The following is a 16,566-nucleotide window of genomic DNA, read 5'->3' on the forward strand; positions in this document are numbered from 1 at the left end:
CCAAGAACGCCGGAAACGTGGGCGTGGCCCGTGGGCTTGGTTCCGGAACCAAGCCCACGGGCCACACCCACGATCTCAAGCAAAAATAAGGTCACTCCGCCTAGTCAGCCAGCCACGACCGCAGCGCGCGGAGGCACTCACGGATGGCGTCGGCGTCGACGTGTTCGTTGTCTTTGTGCGCTAGAAGCGGATCGCCCGGCCCGAAGTTGACCGCGGGGACTCCCAGCTCGCTGAAGCGCGCGACGTCGGTCCAACCGTATTTGGGCTTGGGTTCCGCACCGACGGCGGCAACGAAGGACGCGGCGGCCGGGTGGTTGAGGCCGGGCCGCGCTCCGGCAGCGGCATCGGTGCGGACGACGTCGAAGCCCTCCAGGAGTTCGCGGACATGGGCTTCGGCCTGGTCCGGGGTCTTGTCCGGCGCGAAGCGGTAGTTGATTTCCACGACGCAGCGATCCGGGATCACGTTGCCCGCGGTGCCGCCGTTGATCTTCACGGCATTGAGGCTTTCCCGGTAGTCCAGCCCGTCCACGTTGACTGTGCGCGGTTCGTAGTCTGCCAAGCGGCTCAGGATGGGTGCGGCAGCGTGGATGGCGTTGCTGCCCATCCAGGCCCGGGCGGAATGCGCCGCTTCCCCGACCGTGGTGGCTTCGAAGCGGCTGGTGCCGTTGCAACCGCCCTCCACCGTGCCGTCGGTGGGTTCGAGCAGGATCGCGAAGTCCCCCTCCAGGAGATGGCCGTGGTTCCGGACCAATCGGCCGAGGCCGCTCTTGACCGCTTCAACTTCCTCATGGTCGTAGAAGACGAAGGTGACGTCCTTGCCCGGCTCGGCGCCGCCGTCGAACATTGTCGCGGCGAGCGCGAGCTGCACCGCGACTCCACCCTTCATATCAGTGGCTCCGCGTCCAAACAGGATTCCGCTACCCGGGACGCCGGACTCCCATGTGGAGGGCACGGTGCCGAGTGAGCCCTTCACAGTGGGCAACGGCACGGTATCGAGGTGGCCGGCCAGGATCACCCGCTCCGGGCGTCCCAGCTCGGTGCGGGCAATGATGGCGTCGCCGTCCCGCACAAGCTGCAGGCCCGCGATCGTGCGGAGGGCGGATTCAACGGCGTCTGCAAGCGCGGCTTCGTTGCCGGACACGCTGTTGATGTCCATCAGCGCGGCGGTCAGCAGCGCAACGTCTTGCCTGATGTCAAGAAGGATTGGAGTAGTTTCAACGGTCACCTCTCCACTGTATCCCGAGCCAATTGCGACCCCTTCGGTACACACACGGTTTCAAGGGAAGCAGTGGCTCTCGATAGACTTGCGCCATGACTGAAACCGCTGCCTCTGCCGCTCTCGATAGCGCTTCTGACAACGATCGCTCCGCCTATGGCTTTGGCCTGGCAACCATCGCCACCTCCGACGCCGGAGAAGCGACAGTGCTGGACGTATGGTTTCCGGCGCCGGCACTGGGCGAAGCGGCCGAATCCCTGCGTGCCGTGGAGCACGCCGACGGGTCGCTGACCGCACTCGCAGCCGATAGCCACGACGCCGACCGCGGGACCGAACAGAAGGTGGTCTTCGCCCAGATCAACCTCGACGAGGCCCCCGCGGACACTGTTGACGCCTACCTGCGCCTCCACTTGCTTTCGCACCGCTTGGTCAAGCCCAACAGCATCAACCTGGATGGCATCTTCGGCAAGCTCCCCAACGTTGTGTGGACGAACTTCGGTCCCGCCGCCGTGAACGGCTTCGAATTGACCCGTGCCCGCCTGCGCAAGCGCGGTGCCGTCACGGTCTACGGAGTGGACAAGTTCCCCCGCATGGTGGACTACGTCATTCCCACCGGCGTCAGGATCGCCGACGCCGACCGGGTCCGCCTGGGCGCCTACCTCTCCGAAGGCACCACGGTCATGCACGAGGGCTTCGTGAACTTCAACGCCGGAACGCTCGGCACGTCCATGGTGGAAGGCCGCATTTCGGCAGGCGTTGTTGCCGGTGACGGCACCGACGTCGGTGGCGGCGCCTCCATCATGGGAACCCTCTCCGGTGGAGGCAAGGAAAAGATCGCCCTGGGTGAGCGCGTGCTCCTCGGCGCCAACTCCGGCGTGGGAATCAGCATCGGCGATGACTCCGTGGTTGAAGCAGGCCTCTACGTCACCGCTGGAACCCGCGTGCGCATCCCAGGCCCGAAGGACGCCAACGGCGAGGACACCAGCAGCATCATCAAGGCCGTTGAGCTCTCCGGCGTGCCGAACCTGCTGTTCCGACGCAACTCGACCACTGGTGAAGTCGAGGTCCTCCCCCGCAAGGGCCAGACGGTGGAACTCAACGAAGCCCTCCACGCCAACTAGCTGATACCTGGATGCGCCGTCTCCGACGCACCATCATCTTGTTGCTGGCTCTCGCCTTGGTGGCTGGTGCCATCTACGCCGTGGTGACTGTACTGCAGCGCTCCGAAACCTTGGTTACGGAGCGCTGCGTCGCCGTCGTCGGCTCGGACTCATACGAGCTGGCGACGGACCAAGCCGCGAACGCCGCCCTCATCACCGCCATTGCCGTGCAGCGGGGCCTGCCTCCGCGCGCGGCCACGATCGCTGTGGCCACCGCCATGCAGGAATCCAAGCTTCGCAACATCGGCCACGGCGACGAGGTGGGCCCCGATTCGAGGGGACTGTTCCAGCAGCGCCCCTCCCAGGGGTGGGGCACCGAGGCCGAGGTCATGGATCCCGTCTACGCGACAAACGCCTTCTACGACCACTTGCTGAAAGTGCCCGGCTACGAAACCATGGCGATCACTGATGCGGCGCAAGCGGTCCAGCATTCCGCATACCCCCAGGCATACGCGCAGCAGGAACCAATGGGCCGGGCGTATGCGTCGGCGCTGACGGGACATTCCGAAAGGGCCCTGGACTGCACGCTCCGCGCCGCGGACACTGCCGGCGATCCGAGCGCCGTTGTGACGGCCATGACGACGGCGTTCGGCTCCCTGCCCGCCGCGGCACAGGGCCGCACGGTCCAGTTGAACATTACCGGTGCGCAGGCGTGGGCTGTGGCGCAGTGGGCAGTGGCGAACGCGAAGGACCTTTCGGTGACGCAGGTTGACGTGACCGGCGCCACCTGGAACCGGCAGGACCACAAGGGCTGGCAGGATTCAGCGGCAGCATCGGGGTCCGTGACCATCACGGTTTCGGCTCCGAAGACGTAATGCCTGGCTGGGGTCCCAGGCCGCGCGCCTCAGACCAGTAGTTCGACCACCGGCTGGACGTAGCTGCGGAATATCTCCGGCTCGGACAAGAGCCTGTGGCTCATGATCATCTTGTCCGGCTCAAGGTACCAGGCCCTTGGTTCGTTGAGGGGTAGTTCGATGATGGTCAGCTCAAAGTCCCGGGAGCTCCGTCCGACTTCCAGTAGCCGGTCCTCCACCATGTCTCCCAGAAGCAACGTGGCGCCGCTCGCTTCGCGTTCGGCCTCCAGTTTTTCGTACTCTTCAAGGCGTTCACGGGCCCACGTCAGGGCGGCCCCGAAGTGTGCCTGCAATACCCGCCGGAGGGCAGGCGAATTGCCGAAGGCATTGAATCCCGGGGGTGAAAGCTCCGGAGCGGCATCCGGATATGCCCTCAGCAGCTGCTCCCACCAGGCCTCCCACTCTGTCTTGAGGGCCGGCACCCCGCCCACCTCGGCGGTGAGGTGCGTGTGGTCCGCATGTCTGACTTTGGGTGTGGCGTGGGACAACGTCGGCGTACCGGCTCCGTCCAATCCAGCAACGTCTCTCAGATACAAGGCAATGAGCATCGGTCCGGAGGTGTCCATTGTGATCCGCCACCCCTGACCGCCTGTGTCATGCATCCGATTGCCTCCCTTGGCAGGTGCCCACTCAGGGTTCCAGTCTATTCCCGATGAGCCTTGACGTTAACGGTTGGACGGGAGTGCAACAAGAGTGTCCAGATGCGCGGTCAGAACGTCGCGGCAGACCTCGGCCGTCATCCACTCAGGCTGCAGCAGGGCATGCATGCACAGTCCGTCGAGGGTCGCCAGGAGGCGCTCGGCTTCGGTCACCAGACGCTCCTGGCCGGATCCGCCGTCGGGCATCAGCCGCATCACCAAGCGGCCAACGACGGCGGCCACGGCTCGGTGGCTGCGTGCGGCTTCTTGTTCGAGTACCGGCCGGATCCGGGCCGCGTGCCTGAATGCCATCCACACGCAGGCGTCGACGGCCAGTTCCTCGTCGAGCGGCAGGAATTGACCCAGCAGGGTTAAGACGGCGGCGTCGTGTTCCGCCGAGCCCGGATCCAAGGATTCGACGACGGCGAACGCTTCCTCAAGCCGCCCGGCGATCCGGTCGATGACCACGGCAAAGGAGTGGACCAGCAGTTCATCGCTGCTGGCAAAGTAGTGGCGGACCGAGCCAACGGCAAGCCCGGCCTCGTCGGCCACCTCCCGCAAGGAGGCACGCTCGAGTCCATCCGAGGCGATGATCCTGAAGACGGCTTCGACTACTTCCTGGCGCCGGGCTTCGGCATCAACAATCTTGGGCACAAATCTTTTTAGCACAAACGTGCTTGAACCGTGCCGTCCGGCGCACTCGAACCGCGGGACTGTGGTGCACGCAACACTGCGCGAGCCATCCAAAGTTCGGCTAGCGTTGCTTGCATGAGAATTCTTGTCACGGGTGGCACCGGCTACATCGGATCGCACACCGTCCTGTCCCTATTGGAAACCGGACACGAAGTAGTCGTGGTGGACAATCTCGTGAACTCAAGCGAAGAATCCCTGCGCCGCGTCGGCGAGCTGGCGGGAAAGACGGCGGCGTTCCATAAGGTGGATCTGGTGGACGAGGCTGCGCTTGAGGCCGTGTTCGACGAGCACAGCATCGACGCCGTCATCCACTTCGCCGGGCTCAAGGCGGTCGGCGAATCCGTGCAGGAACCCCTGAACTACTACTACAACAACATCGTGGGCACGTTGAACCTGCTCCGCGCGATGGACAAGCACCGGGTCCGCTCGATCGTCTTCAGTTCCTCCGCCACGGTATACGGCGAGCACAACCCCATCCCCTACATCGAGAAGATGGAGATCGGGGCGAACAACCCCTACGGCCGCACCAAGGAGCAGATCGAGGACATCCTCACGGACCTCGGAGCCGCGGACGAGCGCTGGCACATCGCCTTGTTGCGCTACTTCAACCCGGCGGGTGCACACCCCTCCGGCAGGATCGGCGAGGATCCGCAAGGCATACCGAACAACCTGGTTCCGTACATCGCCCAGGTTGCCGTCGGCCGCCGCGACAAGCTTATGGTCTTCGGTGGAGACTACGACACCCCGGACGGCACTTGCCTGCGGGACTACATCCACGTCGTCGACCTCGCCGATGGCCACGTCGCCGCACTGGACTACGTTGCCGAACGCCCCGGCGTGCACCGCTGGAACCTTGGCTCCGGAAAAGGTACGTCCGTGCTGGAGATGCTCCACGCTTTCGAACAGGCCGTGGGCCACCCGCTGCCGTACGAGATCACGGGACGCCGCGCCGGAGACCTGCCCGCGTTCTGGGCCGATGCCTCCTCCGCCATGGCGGATCTGAGCTGGTCCACCACGAAGACCGTGGACCAAATGTGCGAAGACCACTGGCGCTGGCAGAAGAACAACCCGCTCGGCTACAGCTCTTAAAAGCAAACGCGGGGTCACTTACGGCCCACGATGTCCCTTGGGACGGACCGTAAGTGACCCCGCGTTCGCAGGGCCCACACCGGCGACGGACCCGGGCCGAGCTTGCGAGGCCTGGGAGCCGGTGGGGACTAAATCGCCGGGTAGTCTCGCTCCGGCTCTCCTGTGTAGAGCTGGCGCGGACGGCCGATCTTCGTCTGGGGATCGTTGATCATTTCGCGCCACTGGGCGATCCAGCCGGGGAGCCGGCCGATGGCGAACAGCACGGTGAACATCTTCTCGGGGAAGCCCATGGCCTTGTAGATCAGGCCGGTGTAGAAGTCGACGTTCGGGTAGAGCTTGCGCTGGATGAAGTAGTCATCGGCCAGGGCCTTCTCTTCGAGGCGCATCGCGATGTCCAGGAGCTCGTCGTTGCCGCCGAGCTTGCCCAGGATCTCGTGCGCCGTCGCCTTGATGATCTTCGCGCGGGGGTCGTAGTTCTTGTAGACCCGGTGTCCGAAGCCCATGAGGCGGACGCCGTCCTCCTTGTTCTTGACCTTCTCCATGTACTCCTCGGGCTTGATGCCGTCGGCCTGGATCTGGCGCAGCATCTTCAGCACGGCTTCGTTCGCGCCACCGTGGGCGGGACCGAAGAGGGCGTTGATGCCTGCGGAAACGGAAGCGAACAGGTTCGCGTTCGAGGACCCCACAAGGCGGACGGTCGACGTCGAGCAGTTCTGCTCGTGGTCGGCGTGCAGGATGAGCAGGAGGTCCAGCGCCTTGACGACGACGGGGTCCAGCTCGTACTGCTCTGCCGGCAGGCCGAAGCTCAGGCGCAGGAAGTTCTCCACGAGGTTCATGGAGTTGTCCGGGTACAGCATGGGCTGGCCGATCGACTTCTTGTGGGCGTAGGCCGCGATGACCGGGAGCTTCGCCATAAGGCGGATCGTGGAAACTTCCACGTGCTCAGGATTGAACGGGTCCAGGGAGTCCTGGTAGAACGTGGACAGCGCGGAGACAGCCGAGGAAAGCACCGGCATCGGGTGCGCGTCACGCGGGAAGCCGCCGAAGAAGCCCTTGAGCTCTTCGTGGAGCAGCGTGTGGTGGCGGATCCGCTGGTCGAACGCGTCCAGCTCGGTGGGCGTGGGAAGGTTGCCGTAGATCAGCAGGTAGGAAACTTCCAGGAAGCTTGAGTGCTGGGCAAGCTGCTCGATCGGGTAGCCGCGGTACCGCAGGATACCGGCGTCGCCATCGATGTAGGTGATTGCCGACGTGGTGGCGGCGGTGTTCATGAAGCCGGGGTCATAGGCGACGGCGCCCGTCTGCTTCAGCAGCTTGGAAACGTCGTATCCTTCGTTCCCTTCTACAACCTTGATCCGCGGGAGTTCGAGCTCTCCGCCGGCATGGCGCAGGGTAGCGCTGGTGGTCTCAGTCATGGAGTCCCCTTCATGAGGCTCTTGGCCTCGGTCGAAAGCTTGATCCAACCAACATCTGGTGACTCCAGCCAGGAGTCTGCAGGTGCAGACACCATCGGCCGGACTGCCTTCCTGGAGAAAGCCACCATTGATAGTCAGTTAAAAGCTACCGCCAGTAAGCGGGACAAACTAATTCACAAGCTACGGTTACTCGCGGAATGACGCGCCTTGTGCGGCAAGTCACAGGATTGTTACCGAGCGGTGTTCAAGCGTTCCACGGCCGCATCGATGCGTTCGTCCGTGCCCGTGAGCGCCACCCGGATGAAACCACTGCCGGCGTCTCCATAGAACACGCCGGGCCCGACGACGATCCCCAGGTCAGCGAAACGCCGAACAGTGTCCCACGTCGCCTCCCCTGCGGTGGACCACAAGTACAGGCCCGCCTTGGACTCTTGGATCTGCAGGCCGAAGTTCCGCAGTGCCGGCAGGAGGCGTTCACGGCGGCCGCGGTAGAGATCCTTTTGGGCGAGCACGTGGCCGGCATCGCCGAGCGCGATGCGCATTGCTTCCTGGACCGGGTAGGGCACGATCATGCCGGCGTGCTTGCGGCTGTTGACCAGATTCGCCACGATCGACGAGTCTCCGGCCACGAAGGCGGCACGGTAGCCGGCCAGGTTCGACTGCTTGCTGAGTGAGTAGACGCACAACAGGCCGTCCGTGGACCCTCCGGTGACACGCGGGTCAAGGACGCTCGGCACCGCCTCGCCGCCACGCTGGGCATCCCATTCGCCCCAGCCGAGCTCGGCATAGCATTCATCCGACGCCACGACCGCGCCAATCTCGCGCGCCTGGTCCACGATCTGCCTGAGGGATTCGACGTCACGGACGCTGCCCGTGGGGTTGCCCGGGGAATTGATCCAGATGAGCCGGACCCTGGAGCGGGTGGCTGGGTCCAGTTCGTCCAGGCTGTCCGCGGCGATAGCAGTGGCCCCGGCGAGCATGGCGCCGATGTCGTAGGTCGGGTACGCCACAGTAGGGCGTACCACGACGTCGCCTGCCCTGAGTCCCAACAGGAACGGCAGCCAGGCCACCAATTCCTTCGAGCCGACGGTCGGAATGACATCCCTCGGGTCGATCCCGGGGACCCCGCGACGGCTGGCGAACCAGTTGGACACGGCCTCGCGAAGAGCTTCCGTGCCGTGGACCGTTGGGTAACCGTGGGCGTCAGCTGCCCCGGCGAGTGCCTCGCGGATCAGCTGCGGCGTAGGATCCACGGGGGTTCCGATGGAGAGATTGACTGCCCCGCCCGGGTGCTCTGAAGCCTTGGCCACGTACGGCGCCATAGCTTCCCAAGGGTAGTCGGGCAGGTTGAGGCCGAAAGCGGGGGCCGCAGAAATCAAAGGAAGCAACCGTTCTCAGTGGTCTTGGTTCTGTGGAGGCAGCGCGGCGATGAAGGGGTGGTCCTTGCCGGTGTTGCCGATCTTCGCAGCTCCGCCCGGGGAGCCAAGGTCATCGAAGAACTCGACGTTGGCCTTGTAGTAGTCGGCCCATTCCTCCGGGGTATCGTCCTCGTAGTAGATCGCTTCCACCGGGCACACGGGTTCGCAAGCTCCGCAGTCCACGCACTCATCCGGGTGGATATAGAGGGAACGTTCGCCTTCGTAGATGCAGTCAACAGGGCATTCTTCAATACACGCCTTGTCCTTGACGTCCACACACGGCTGCGCGATTACGTAGGTCACGTCCCTTGCCTCTCCACAGTTGTCCCGGACAATTTCCGGGTAGTACCACCGGCCCTGTGGCCGGTACATCGAATTCTGAGCCTATTATCCACCAGCCGGAACTCAGCAACCTAGCCGGGCGTCTTACTATGAACTGGTGAATCTGCCCCGGCCCCAGGATTTCCTGCTCAATACCGTATCCGGAACACGGGTAGTTGTCCGATACCGGCTGGACAACGGCTTCACCGATGCCCTCGGCTACCTGCTCTCCGTCACCGACGGTGCGTGCACCATCCGTACCCGACAGTCCGACGTCGAGATCCCGCTGGCCCTTGTAGTGGCGGCAAAAGAGGTCCCGCCTCCGCCGCCACGCCGAGGGACGCGCACAACCCGCGAGTAATCCCGCACTCCCCCGCCCCCACGCCCACCCACTGGACATGCCCCCTCCTTGCTCGAACCAATGGACATGCCCCCTGCTCACTCGAACCACTGGACATAGTGCCAATATGCGCATTCCTGACTCTCAGGGCAGAGTATGTCCCGCGGTAGCGCAGGCCCGAGCGAGGGACATGTCCGTTCCTGATGAGCAGCGATGGGCATGTCCCTTCGGAGACGGGCGAATGTTGGCCTACGCGGAGGTCACGCGGCTCGGTCGAGAGACCTCAGAGTGTCCCGGACCATCGCCACAAATTCCCGAGGCCGGTTCTTCACCACCGAATAGCTCACAACCAAGGTAGGGACACCCAACCTGGTAGTGACATTCCACCGACGGCGGTCCTCCTCGAAGCTCGGCTTGTCCATGTGGAAACCTGATCCATCGGTTTCAATCCCCAGTCTTCCGTCCACCATCAGGTCCAGATGCCCCATGCCCGGAATGTTCACTTGTGATTCAACGTGGAAGCCTGCTTCCCGCAGGAGGTACCTGGCGATGCACTCAATGATCGACTGTGACTGGGGAACAATCCGTGACACGAGCCTCCGCTCCCGTGCGTCGTTCCGCCCACTCAGCCTCATCCTCATGGCCGTGAGCGGCAACCTGCCAAGAGCCACGGCAGATTCGGCAATCACCAGGCCGTCCAGATCCGCCAGGCACCGCAGGGCCTGGACGACTGAATCCATCAATGTGGGCGGGGCCGCGGATCTATGGCAAACAAACCCCTCGTACTTTCGGCTGTGAGGGACCGCCACATGGGGAACTTGAGGGGCATCCATGACCCACAGCCCGGACAGCCCGGCCGCGGAAATGCAGGCCGGTTCCGCAGGAAGCGACCGGATGGCGAGCAAGCCGGGATCGGCACCCGGCACCGCATAGACCCCTCGCGCCACGCGGAGAACCCGCCCGCTCGCCAACGCGGATTTCAGCTGGAAATGCGACACCCCGGCCGCAGCGAGATGCTTAGCCCGCGCCACGCCGTCGTACGCTGAAATGACGTCAATGATGTTTACCATGCGCCCCATCGTTCCGGCCGAAGCGGGAGGTGCGGAAGCGACAACATTGGCTATGTGGAAAACTCCCAGTCCACTCTCGCGCTCGAACATTGGACATGCGCCCACGTCACCGCAGAGCATGCGCCACGTTGGGACCAAGGAATGGGCATGTTGCCATTATGTCCAGTGCTGCGGGCCAAGGCGGGGCATGTCCAGGGAGGGTCAGGCGCCATGCACCTCGTCCGGCAGCCTGCGCATTCCCCAAAGCGGAGAGAAGAGCACAGGCGCAACAAAAACAATGCTTCCGCCCAGGCCGATCCAGGGTGTCGGGACGAGGCCAAGGTTCTCGGCCAGGAGGCCTGAGGCAAGGGCTGCGATCGGCATGACTCCCCACACCACGAAGCGAATGGAGGCATTCATGCGCCCCAGAAGCCGGGGCGGGCATACCCGCTGCCTCATGCTCAGCTGCATGATGTTGTACACCAGGACTCCGAAAGCGAACCCGAACTCGGAGACGATGAGCATCACCAGGGACATCCATCGTTCGGGGGCAAGCACCCACACCGGAACCAGGAGAAGGAAAAGTGAGCTGATCATCGACGCCACAGGAATGACGGTCCCCCGCCGATCCAGGCCGCGAAGCTGGGCGCGGCAACCGCTCCGATCAGTCCGCCGACCGCCCCGACCGCCATAATGATGCCCATGCCCTCCGGACCGAGTTCCAGCTCACGAAGGACCAGTACCGGCATCAAGGTGAAGGCGATCGTGGTGAAGAAGTTGACCCCGCCCGTGCAGGCCACAGGAAGGCCGCGAGGCCGGCGGCATTGAGTGCGCCGACCTCGAACTCACTGGCGCCGAGCAAAGTCACCGCAAGGACCAGAGGATATCGATGTGTGGCGGCTTGGCGTGAAGTTCAACGCTGCACGGCAGCAGGAGATGATGGGCAAGCTGCGGGCAGTCGTCGAGGAATACATGCGCCTTCCGGCGGACGACGACGGCGAGGCCACCTCGCTCTTGATCGCCCACCACCGGGACCCGAGCGCCGACTAAGCTAGCCGCGCGGTAGATGCGTGTAGCGCCGGCACCACAAAAGCATCACAAACGTGATGCCCGCACTCCCGTAGACCCACACATTTCCGGGAACATCCGCGACGATCAGCTGCTTGCCCGTTCCGCCCGTAGACAGCAGGCCTATGGTCGCGTAGCTAACAATGCCCACTACCGCCGTCGGGAGCAAAGACCCCGACCACGCACCCAGCAGGAGCTGGAGCGATGCGAGCAGGAGCAATGCCGCAGCGGTGCCCCAATAGAGGTCGACGCCGGCAATGAGGAGCGCCTGCCGGTGCAGTGCGGTGCCTGCAAGGGCAGCAAAAAGAGCCACCGGAACAGCCGCGGCAATGCCGCGTGCTGTTCCGGTGGCTCCCTTATTCAATGCGTCAGTCCGTTCAGTGCGTCAGTACGCAGTCCGCGCAGGATCAGACTTTGGCGCGGGCGCGGGTGGCCTTGGCACGCTCGTTGGCGTCCAGGATCAGCTTCCGGATACGGATGGACTCCGGGGTCACCTCAACGCACTCGTCTTCGCGGGCGAATTCGAGGGACTCTTCGAGGGTGAGGTCGCGGGGCGGCGTCAGGTTCTCGAAGGTGTCGGAGGAAGCGGCACGCATGTTGGTGAGCTTCTTTTCCTTCGTGATGTTGACGTCCATGTCGTCGGCGCGGGAGTTCTCGCCGACGATCATGCCTTCGTAGACCTCGGACGTGGGCTTCACGAAGAAGGAGCCGCGTTCCTGCAGGTTGATCATGGCGAAGGGGGTGACGACGCCGGCGCGGTCGGCAACCATCGAACCGTTGGTGCGGTATTCGATGGGGCCGGCCCACGGCTCGTAGCCTTCGGAGATCGAGGAAGCGATGCCGGCGCCACGGGTGTCCGTGAGGAACTTGGTGCGGAAGCCGATGAGGCCACGTGCCGGAACGATGAATTCCATGCGGCACCAGCCCGTACCGTGGTTGGCCATGTTGGTCATGCGGCCCTTGCGGGCGGCCATGAGCTGCGTGACCGCACCGAGGTACTCTTCGGGAACGTCGATGGTCATGTGTTCCATCGGCTCGTGGATCTTGCCGTCGATGGTCCGGGTGACAACCTGCGGCTTGCCGACAGTCAGTTCGAAGCCTTCGCGTCGCATCTGCTCCACGAGGATGGCCAGCGCAAGCTCGCCACGGCCCTGGACTTCCCAAGCATCGGGACGCTCGGTGGGCAGAACCTTGATGGAGACGTTACCGATCAGTTCCTTGTCCAGGCGATCTTTCACCTGGCGGGCCGTGACCTTGGCTCCCTTGACCTTGCCGGCCAGCGGAGAGGTGTTGATACCGATGGTCATGGAGATCGCGGGGTCATCCACCGTAATGAGGGGCAGCGGCTGCGGGTTCTCGGCGTCGGTCAGGGTCTCACCAATGGTGATTTCCTCGATACCGGCGACAGCCACGATCTCGCCCGGGCCGGCCGAGTCGGTCGGAACGCGGTCGAGGGCCTTGGTGGCCAGGAGCTCGGTGATCTTGACGTTCTTCAGTTCGCCGTTGGCACGCGCCCAAGCGACGGTCTGGCCCTTGCGGAGGGTGCCGTTGTAGATGCGCAGGAGTGCGAGGCGGCCGAGGAACGGGGAAGCGTCCAGGTTGGTGACGTGCGCCTGCAGGACACCGTTCGGGTTGTACGTCGGCGCCGGGATGTGCTCGATGATCGTCTTGAAGAGAGGTTCGAGATCCTCGTTGTCCGGTGCCGAGCCATCAGCCGGCTGGTCCAGGGAGGCGCGGCCGACCTTGGCTGCGGCGTAGACCACGGGAACTTCCAGGATCTTGTCCAGGTCCAGGTCCGGAACTTCGTCCGCGAGGTCGGAGGCCAGGCCAAGGAGCAGGTCCATGGACTCGTGCACAACCTCGTCGATGCGGGCGTCGGGGCGGTCGGTCTTGTTGACCAGCAGGATGACGGGCAGGTGCGCGGCAAGGGCCTTGCGGAGCACGAAGCGGGTCTGCGGCAGCGGACCTTCGGAAGCGTCGACCAGGAGGACCACGCCGTCAACCATGGACAGGCCGCGCTCCACCTCGCCACCGAAGTCGGCGTGGCCGGGGGTGTCGATCACGTTGATGGTGATGGTCTCGCCATTGGACGACGGGCCGTTGTAGGCAACCGTGGTGTTCTTGGCGAGGATGGTGATGCCCTTTTCGCGCTCCAGGTCACCGGAGTCCATGACGCGGTCTTCCAGGTGGTTGTGCTCGGCGAAGGAGTTGGTCTGCTTGAGCATGGCGTCGACCAGGGTGGTCTTGCCGTGGTCAACGTGGGCCACGATCGCGACGTTGCGCAGATCACTGCGCGATGCAGTGGCCGCGGCGGTGTTGGTGGTGGTTTCAGACATGCGTAATGGCTCGATTCAGTGGTGAAGTCAGCTGTTGTATCGCGACATTTCCAACCGGAACGCACGACGGATTAGACCCTTTGACACAGGGCACCTTCATAGAGTCTAAACGCTGTGGTATTTATTGGCCTAAAAATCACCCCCAAGGCTGCGGAATTGTGCCCTTCATCACAATCGGCGGCGAGTTCCGGGACAAGCCGGAAACAGCAAAAGAGCCGGGACCACTTCCCCCCACGGAAGTGGTACCGGCTCTTCTGCTCGTCCAACTGGCACTCAGCCGACGGGCGCCGGGCCCGTCAGGCCACCACGGGCGGCAGCATCAGGCTGGCACCCGGGATCGCGTGAAGCAGCGCCTTGGTGTAGTCCTGCTGCGGCGAATCGAAGACGTCGTCAGTGCTGCCCGTTTCCACGAGCTTGCCCTTCTGCATCACGCAGACATGGTCGGCGATCTGCCGCACGACGGCGAGGTCGTGCGTGATGAAGAGGTACGTCAGTCCGAGATTGGACTGCAGCTCGGCAAGAAGGTTCAGTACCTGCGCCTGCACCAAAACGTCCAAGGCGGAGACCGCCTCGTCACAGATGATCACTTCGGGGTCGAGGGCCAGGGCCCGCGCGATCGCGACGCGCTGCCTTTGCCCGCCGGAGAGCTCGTTCGGGTACCGCTGTATGGTGGACTGCGGCAGCGCCACCTGGTCCAGGAGTTCCCGGACCTTCTTCTCGCGGCTGACCTTGTCACCGATCTTGTGGGTCCGGAGCGGTTCCTCGATGGTCCTGAAGATGTTGTACATCGGGTCGAGCGAACCGTACGGGTCTTGGAAAATCGGCTGGACTCGGCGCCGGAACTTGAAGATCTCCCGGCTGTTCAGGGTGGAGGTGTCAACGCCGTCGAACACGATCCGCCCCGACGTCGGTGCGAGCAAGTTGAGGACCATCTGGGCCACCGTGGACTTGCCGGAACCCGACTCCCCCACGATCGCCGTCGTCGTCCCGCGTTTGACGTTGAACGAGACGTTGTCCACCGCTTTGAAGTCCGTTGCCTTGCCCACTCCGGAGCGCAGCTTGAAGACCTTGCTGAGGCTCTCGACCTTCAGGACGTCGTCCGACAACGCCTTTTCGACCGCAGCTTCGGTGGGCGCCAGGAGTTCTTCCGTCCGGATTCCTTCGGCCTTGGCGGCCTGGATCCTTCGGGAAGCAAGGGACGGCGCCGAGGCCACCAACCGCTGGGTGTAGGGGTGTTGCGGGTTACGGAGCAATTCGAGCGAAGGGCCGGCCTCCACCACGTTGCCGCGGTACATGACCACCACTTTGTCCGCACGCTCGGCAGCCAGGCCAAGATCGTGGGTGATGAGCAAGACTGCCGTGCCGAGCTCCGCCGTCATGGTTTCGAGGTGGTCCAGGATCTGCCGCTGCACCGTGACGTCCAGGGCCGACGTCGGCTCATCCGCAATCAGGAGCCGCGGCTGGCAGGACAGGCCGATGGCGATCAGGGCCCGCTGGCGCATGCCGCCGGAGAATTCGTGCGGATACTGCTTGGCGCGGCGTCGGGCGTCCGGCAATCCGGCTTCCCCCAGGACGCGGGCGACGTCGGCAGGACCGCTGGGCTTGCCGTTGGCGCGCAATGTCTCGCGGACCTGGTAGCCGATCTTCCAAACCGGGTTGAGGTTGGACATCGGATCCTGCGGAACCATGCCGATCGTGTTGCCGCGCAGCTCGATCATGCGCCGTTCCGGAGCATGGGAGATGTCCACGCCGTCGAGCAGGATCTGCCCGCCGGAAACCCTGCCGTTCTCCGGCAGGAGACCAATGGCGGCGAGCGCCGTCGTCGACTTTCCCGAACCGGACTCGCCCACAATGGCGACAGTCTCACCGGGCATGATGGTCAGGTGCGCGTTCTTGACGGCCTGGAATTCGCCGCCCGCCGTCTGGAAGGAGATGGCGAGGTCCCGGATTTCCAGGAGCGGACGCTCTTCGGTTCCGGCTTCGTCGAGGGTGATGTTGGACGTTGTCATGATTGCCTCCTTCATCGCTTGCGGCTCTTGGGATCAAGGGCGTCACGCAGCGCGTCGCCAAGCATGATGAAGCTCAGGACCGTGATGGACAGTGCGGTTGCGGGGAACATCAGCACCTCGGGGTTGGTGCGCAACGTGTCCTTCGCTGCGGAAATGTCGTTACCCCAGGACATGATGCTGCCGGGCAGGCCAATGCCAAGGAAGGACAGCGTTGCCTCCGTCACGATGAAGACGCCAAGCTCCATGGTGGCCAGGACGATGATCGGCGCGAGAGCGTTCGGAACGACGTGCCGGACCAGCGTGCCGATCTTGGAGACACCGAGCGAGCGTGCGGCAGTGACGAAATCCGCGTTGCGGACCTCGATCACGGCACCGCGGGTGATACGGGCCATTTGCGGCCAGCCGAGCATCACAATGACCATGACCACGGTGAAGACGCTCTTGTTCTCGCGGAAGAAGGGGAGCTGGGTAACCACCAGTGCGCCAAGGACCAACGGCAAGGCGAAGAAGATGTCGCCAATGCGGGCAATGATGGTGTCAACCCAGCCGCCGAAGAAGCCTGCAAGCGCGCCGAGGGTGACTCCGATGATCAGGACGAAGATGACGGAGACGACGCCGACAGTCAAGGATGCCTGCGTGCCGTGGATGACGCGGGAGTAGATGTCGCAGCCCTGGAAGGTGAATCCCAGGGGGTGGCCGGCCGAGGGGCCCGCGAGGGAGTCGCCCAGCTGGCAGTTGTCGTTCGGGGCTGTCTGCGTGAACAGGCCCGGGAAGAACGCGACGACGAGGAGCAGCAGAATCATGAGCGCCGAGATGATGAAGAGCGGCCGACGGCGGAGCTTCCGCCAGGCATCCGCCCACAGGCTCAGGGGTGCTGCGTCGACCTTGAGGGTATCGGTCGCCAGCAGCGGTGTCTCGTCGATAGGGGCAACATAGTGCTCGATCTCACGGTTACTTTTCATA

The 16,566-nt window shown here is 64.0% G+C and carries 18 protein-coding genes; 5 read left to right on the forward strand and 13 right to left on the reverse strand.

The features are described 5' to 3' along the window. Positions 1 to 100: 100 nt before the first annotated feature. Complete coding sequence (gene dapE, locus ABH924_RS01465; protein ID WP_404496349.1) at positions 101 to 1,225, reverse strand: succinyl-diaminopimelate desuccinylase; 1,125 nt, start codon at positions 1,223 to 1,225, stop codon at positions 101 to 103. An 86-nt stretch (positions 1,226 to 1,311) separates the two neighbouring features. On the opposite strand from dapE, the gene dapD reads away from it, so the two are divergent. Both dapD and ABH924_RS01475 read left to right on the forward strand, forming a co-directional pair. Continuing rightward, a complete protein-coding gene (gene dapD / locus ABH924_RS01470; protein ID WP_234748336.1) occupies positions 1,312 to 2,337 on the forward strand; it encodes a 2,3,4,5-tetrahydropyridine-2,6-dicarboxylate N-succinyltransferase in 1,026 nt (341 codons plus the stop codon). A gap of 11 nt (positions 2,338 to 2,348) precedes the next feature. After that, on the forward strand, positions 2,349 to 3,191 hold the full coding sequence (locus ABH924_RS01475; RefSeq protein ID WP_404496350.1) for a hypothetical protein: 843 nt from the start codon (positions 2,349 to 2,351) through the stop codon (positions 3,189 to 3,191). Between the two features lie 29 nt (positions 3,192 to 3,220). Here the strand turns inward: ABH924_RS01475 and ABH924_RS01480 are convergent, their stop codons facing one another. Together ABH924_RS01480 and ABH924_RS01485 are read right to left on the reverse strand one after the other, a co-directional pair. Then, complete coding sequence (locus ABH924_RS01480) at positions 3,221 to 3,832, reverse strand: hypothetical protein (protein WP_234748340.1); 612 nt, start codon at positions 3,830 to 3,832, stop codon at positions 3,221 to 3,223. Between the two features lie 63 nt (positions 3,833 to 3,895). Then, on the reverse strand, positions 3,896 to 4,522 hold the full coding sequence (locus tag ABH924_RS01485; RefSeq protein WP_404496351.1) for a TetR/AcrR family transcriptional regulator: 627 nt from the start codon (positions 4,520 to 4,522) through the stop codon (positions 3,896 to 3,898). A gap of 114 nt (positions 4,523 to 4,636) precedes the next feature. Between ABH924_RS01485 and galE the strand changes: the two genes are divergently transcribed. Continuing rightward, entirely contained in the window at positions 4,637 to 5,650 is a 1,014-nt protein-coding gene (gene galE, locus ABH924_RS01490; RefSeq protein ID WP_404496353.1) for a UDP-glucose 4-epimerase GalE, read from the forward strand. 128 nt (positions 5,651 to 5,778) lie between these two features. Here the strand turns inward: galE and ABH924_RS01495 are convergent, their stop codons facing one another. The 3 genes from ABH924_RS01495 to fdxA all read right to left on the reverse strand — a co-directional run bounded on the left by ABH924_RS01495 (position 5,779) and on the right by fdxA (position 8,783). After that, complete coding sequence (locus ABH924_RS01495; RefSeq protein ID WP_234748347.1) at positions 5,779 to 7,062, reverse strand: citrate synthase; 1,284 nt, start codon at positions 7,060 to 7,062, stop codon at positions 5,779 to 5,781. 230 nt (positions 7,063 to 7,292) lie between these two features. Continuing rightward, positions 7,293 to 8,441, reverse strand: coding sequence for a succinyldiaminopimelate transaminase (dapC, locus tag ABH924_RS01500; RefSeq protein ID WP_404496563.1), 1,149 nt, complete (start codon positions 8,439 to 8,441; stop codon positions 7,293 to 7,295). 15 nt (positions 8,442 to 8,456) lie between these two features. Beyond that, the gene (fdxA, locus tag ABH924_RS01505; protein ID WP_018776555.1) at positions 8,457 to 8,783 is read right to left on the reverse strand and encodes a ferredoxin; all 327 of its coding nucleotides are present in this window, start codon (positions 8,781 to 8,783) and stop codon (positions 8,457 to 8,459) included. Positions 8,784 to 8,919: 136 nt separating this feature from the next. Here fdxA and ABH924_RS01510 point away from each other — a divergent pair, with 136 nt between their 5' ends. Next, the gene (locus ABH924_RS01510; RefSeq protein ID WP_234748349.1) at positions 8,920 to 9,162 is read left to right on the forward strand and encodes a hypothetical protein; all 243 of its coding nucleotides are present in this window, start codon (positions 8,920 to 8,922) and stop codon (positions 9,160 to 9,162) included. Positions 9,163 to 9,401: 239 nt separating this feature from the next. Here ABH924_RS01510 and ABH924_RS01515 read toward each other — a convergent pair whose 3' ends face one another. The 3 genes from ABH924_RS01515 to ABH924_RS01525 all read right to left on the reverse strand — a co-directional run bounded on the left by ABH924_RS01515 (position 9,402) and on the right by ABH924_RS01525 (position 10,990). Then, positions 9,402 to 10,211 (reverse strand): type IV toxin-antitoxin system AbiEi family antitoxin domain-containing protein, encoded by an 810-nt coding sequence (locus ABH924_RS01515; protein ID WP_404496356.1) that lies wholly within the window; start codon positions 10,209 to 10,211, stop codon positions 9,402 to 9,404. Positions 10,212 to 10,412: 201 nt separating this feature from the next. After that, positions 10,413 to 10,787 (reverse strand): hypothetical protein, encoded by a 375-nt coding sequence (locus ABH924_RS01520; protein ID WP_404496358.1) that lies wholly within the window; start codon positions 10,785 to 10,787, stop codon positions 10,413 to 10,415. Then, a complete protein-coding gene (locus ABH924_RS01525; protein WP_404496360.1) occupies positions 10,784 to 10,990 on the reverse strand; it encodes a hypothetical protein in 207 nt (68 codons plus the stop codon). The genes ABH924_RS01520 and ABH924_RS01525 overlap by 4 nt, the downstream gene beginning before the upstream one ends. 106 nt (positions 10,991 to 11,096) lie before the next feature. Between ABH924_RS01525 and ABH924_RS01530 the strand changes: the two genes are divergently transcribed. After that, positions 11,097 to 11,240, forward strand: coding sequence for a hypothetical protein (locus ABH924_RS01530; protein ID WP_404496361.1), 144 nt, complete (start codon positions 11,097 to 11,099; stop codon positions 11,238 to 11,240). Position 11,241: 1 nt separating this feature from the next. Here the strand turns inward: ABH924_RS01530 and ABH924_RS01535 are convergent, their stop codons facing one another. The 4 genes from ABH924_RS01535 to ABH924_RS01550 all read right to left on the reverse strand — a co-directional run bounded on the left by ABH924_RS01535 (position 11,242) and on the right by ABH924_RS01550 (position 16,565). Beyond that, a complete protein-coding gene (locus ABH924_RS01535; protein ID WP_404496363.1) occupies positions 11,242 to 11,622 on the reverse strand; it encodes a hypothetical protein in 381 nt (126 codons plus the stop codon). 43 nt (positions 11,623 to 11,665) lie between these two features. After that, positions 11,666 to 13,594: a translational GTPase TypA gene (gene typA, locus ABH924_RS01540; protein ID WP_234748362.1), complete on the reverse strand. Its 1,929-nt coding sequence runs from the start codon at positions 13,592 to 13,594 to the stop codon at positions 11,666 to 11,668. A gap of 296 nt (positions 13,595 to 13,890) precedes the next feature. After that, positions 13,891 to 15,603 (reverse strand): dipeptide ABC transporter ATP-binding protein, encoded by a 1,713-nt coding sequence (locus ABH924_RS01545; protein ID WP_404496365.1) that lies wholly within the window; start codon positions 15,601 to 15,603, stop codon positions 13,891 to 13,893. 11 nt (positions 15,604 to 15,614) lie between these two features. Continuing rightward, positions 15,615 to 16,565, reverse strand: a complete 951-nt coding sequence (locus tag ABH924_RS01550; RefSeq protein WP_404496367.1) for an ABC transporter permease — start codon at positions 16,563 to 16,565, stop codon at positions 15,615 to 15,617. Position 16,566 lies beyond the last annotated feature (1 nt).

Source organism: Arthrobacter sp. GAS37 (assembly GCF_044908325.1).
In the GTDB taxonomy this organism is placed as follows: Bacteria; Actinomycetota; Actinomycetes; order Actinomycetales; family Micrococcaceae; genus Arthrobacter; species Arthrobacter ramosus.

Bases quoted from the DNA above. Each gene is read 5' to 3' on its own strand.
- ABH924_RS01520 (WP_404496358.1), bottom strand. From the start codon at position 10,787: ATGATCAGCTCACTTTTCCTTCTCCTGGTTCCGGTGTGGGTGCTTGCC.
- ABH924_RS01475 (WP_404496350.1), top strand. From the start codon at position 2,349: ATGCGCCGTCTCCGACGCACCATCATCTTGTTGCTGGCTCTCGCCTTG.
- ABH924_RS01495 (WP_234748347.1), bottom strand. From the start codon at position 7,062: ATGACTGAGACCACCAGCGCTACCCTGCGCCATGCCGGCGGAGAGCTC.
- galE (WP_404496353.1), top strand. From the start codon at position 4,637: ATGAGAATTCTTGTCACGGGTGGCACCGGCTACATCGGATCGCACACC.
- ABH924_RS01515 (WP_404496356.1), bottom strand. From the start codon at position 10,211: ATGGTAAACATCATTGACGTCATTTCAGCGTACGACGGCGTGGCGCGG.
- typA (WP_234748362.1), bottom strand. From the start codon at position 13,594: ATGTCTGAAACCACCACCAACACCGCCGCGGCCACTGCATCGCGCAGT.
- ABH924_RS01550 (WP_404496367.1), bottom strand. From the start codon at position 16,565: ATGAAAAGTAACCGTGAGATCGAGCACTATGTTGCCCCTATCGACGAG.
- ABH924_RS01480 (WP_234748340.1), bottom strand. From the start codon at position 3,832: ATGCATGACACAGGCGGTCAGGGGTGGCGGATCACAATGGACACCTCC.
- ABH924_RS01545 (WP_404496365.1), bottom strand. From the start codon at position 15,603: ATGACAACGTCCAACATCACCCTCGACGAAGCCGGAACCGAAGAGCGT.
- dapD (WP_234748336.1), top strand. From the start codon at position 1,312: ATGACTGAAACCGCTGCCTCTGCCGCTCTCGATAGCGCTTCTGACAAC.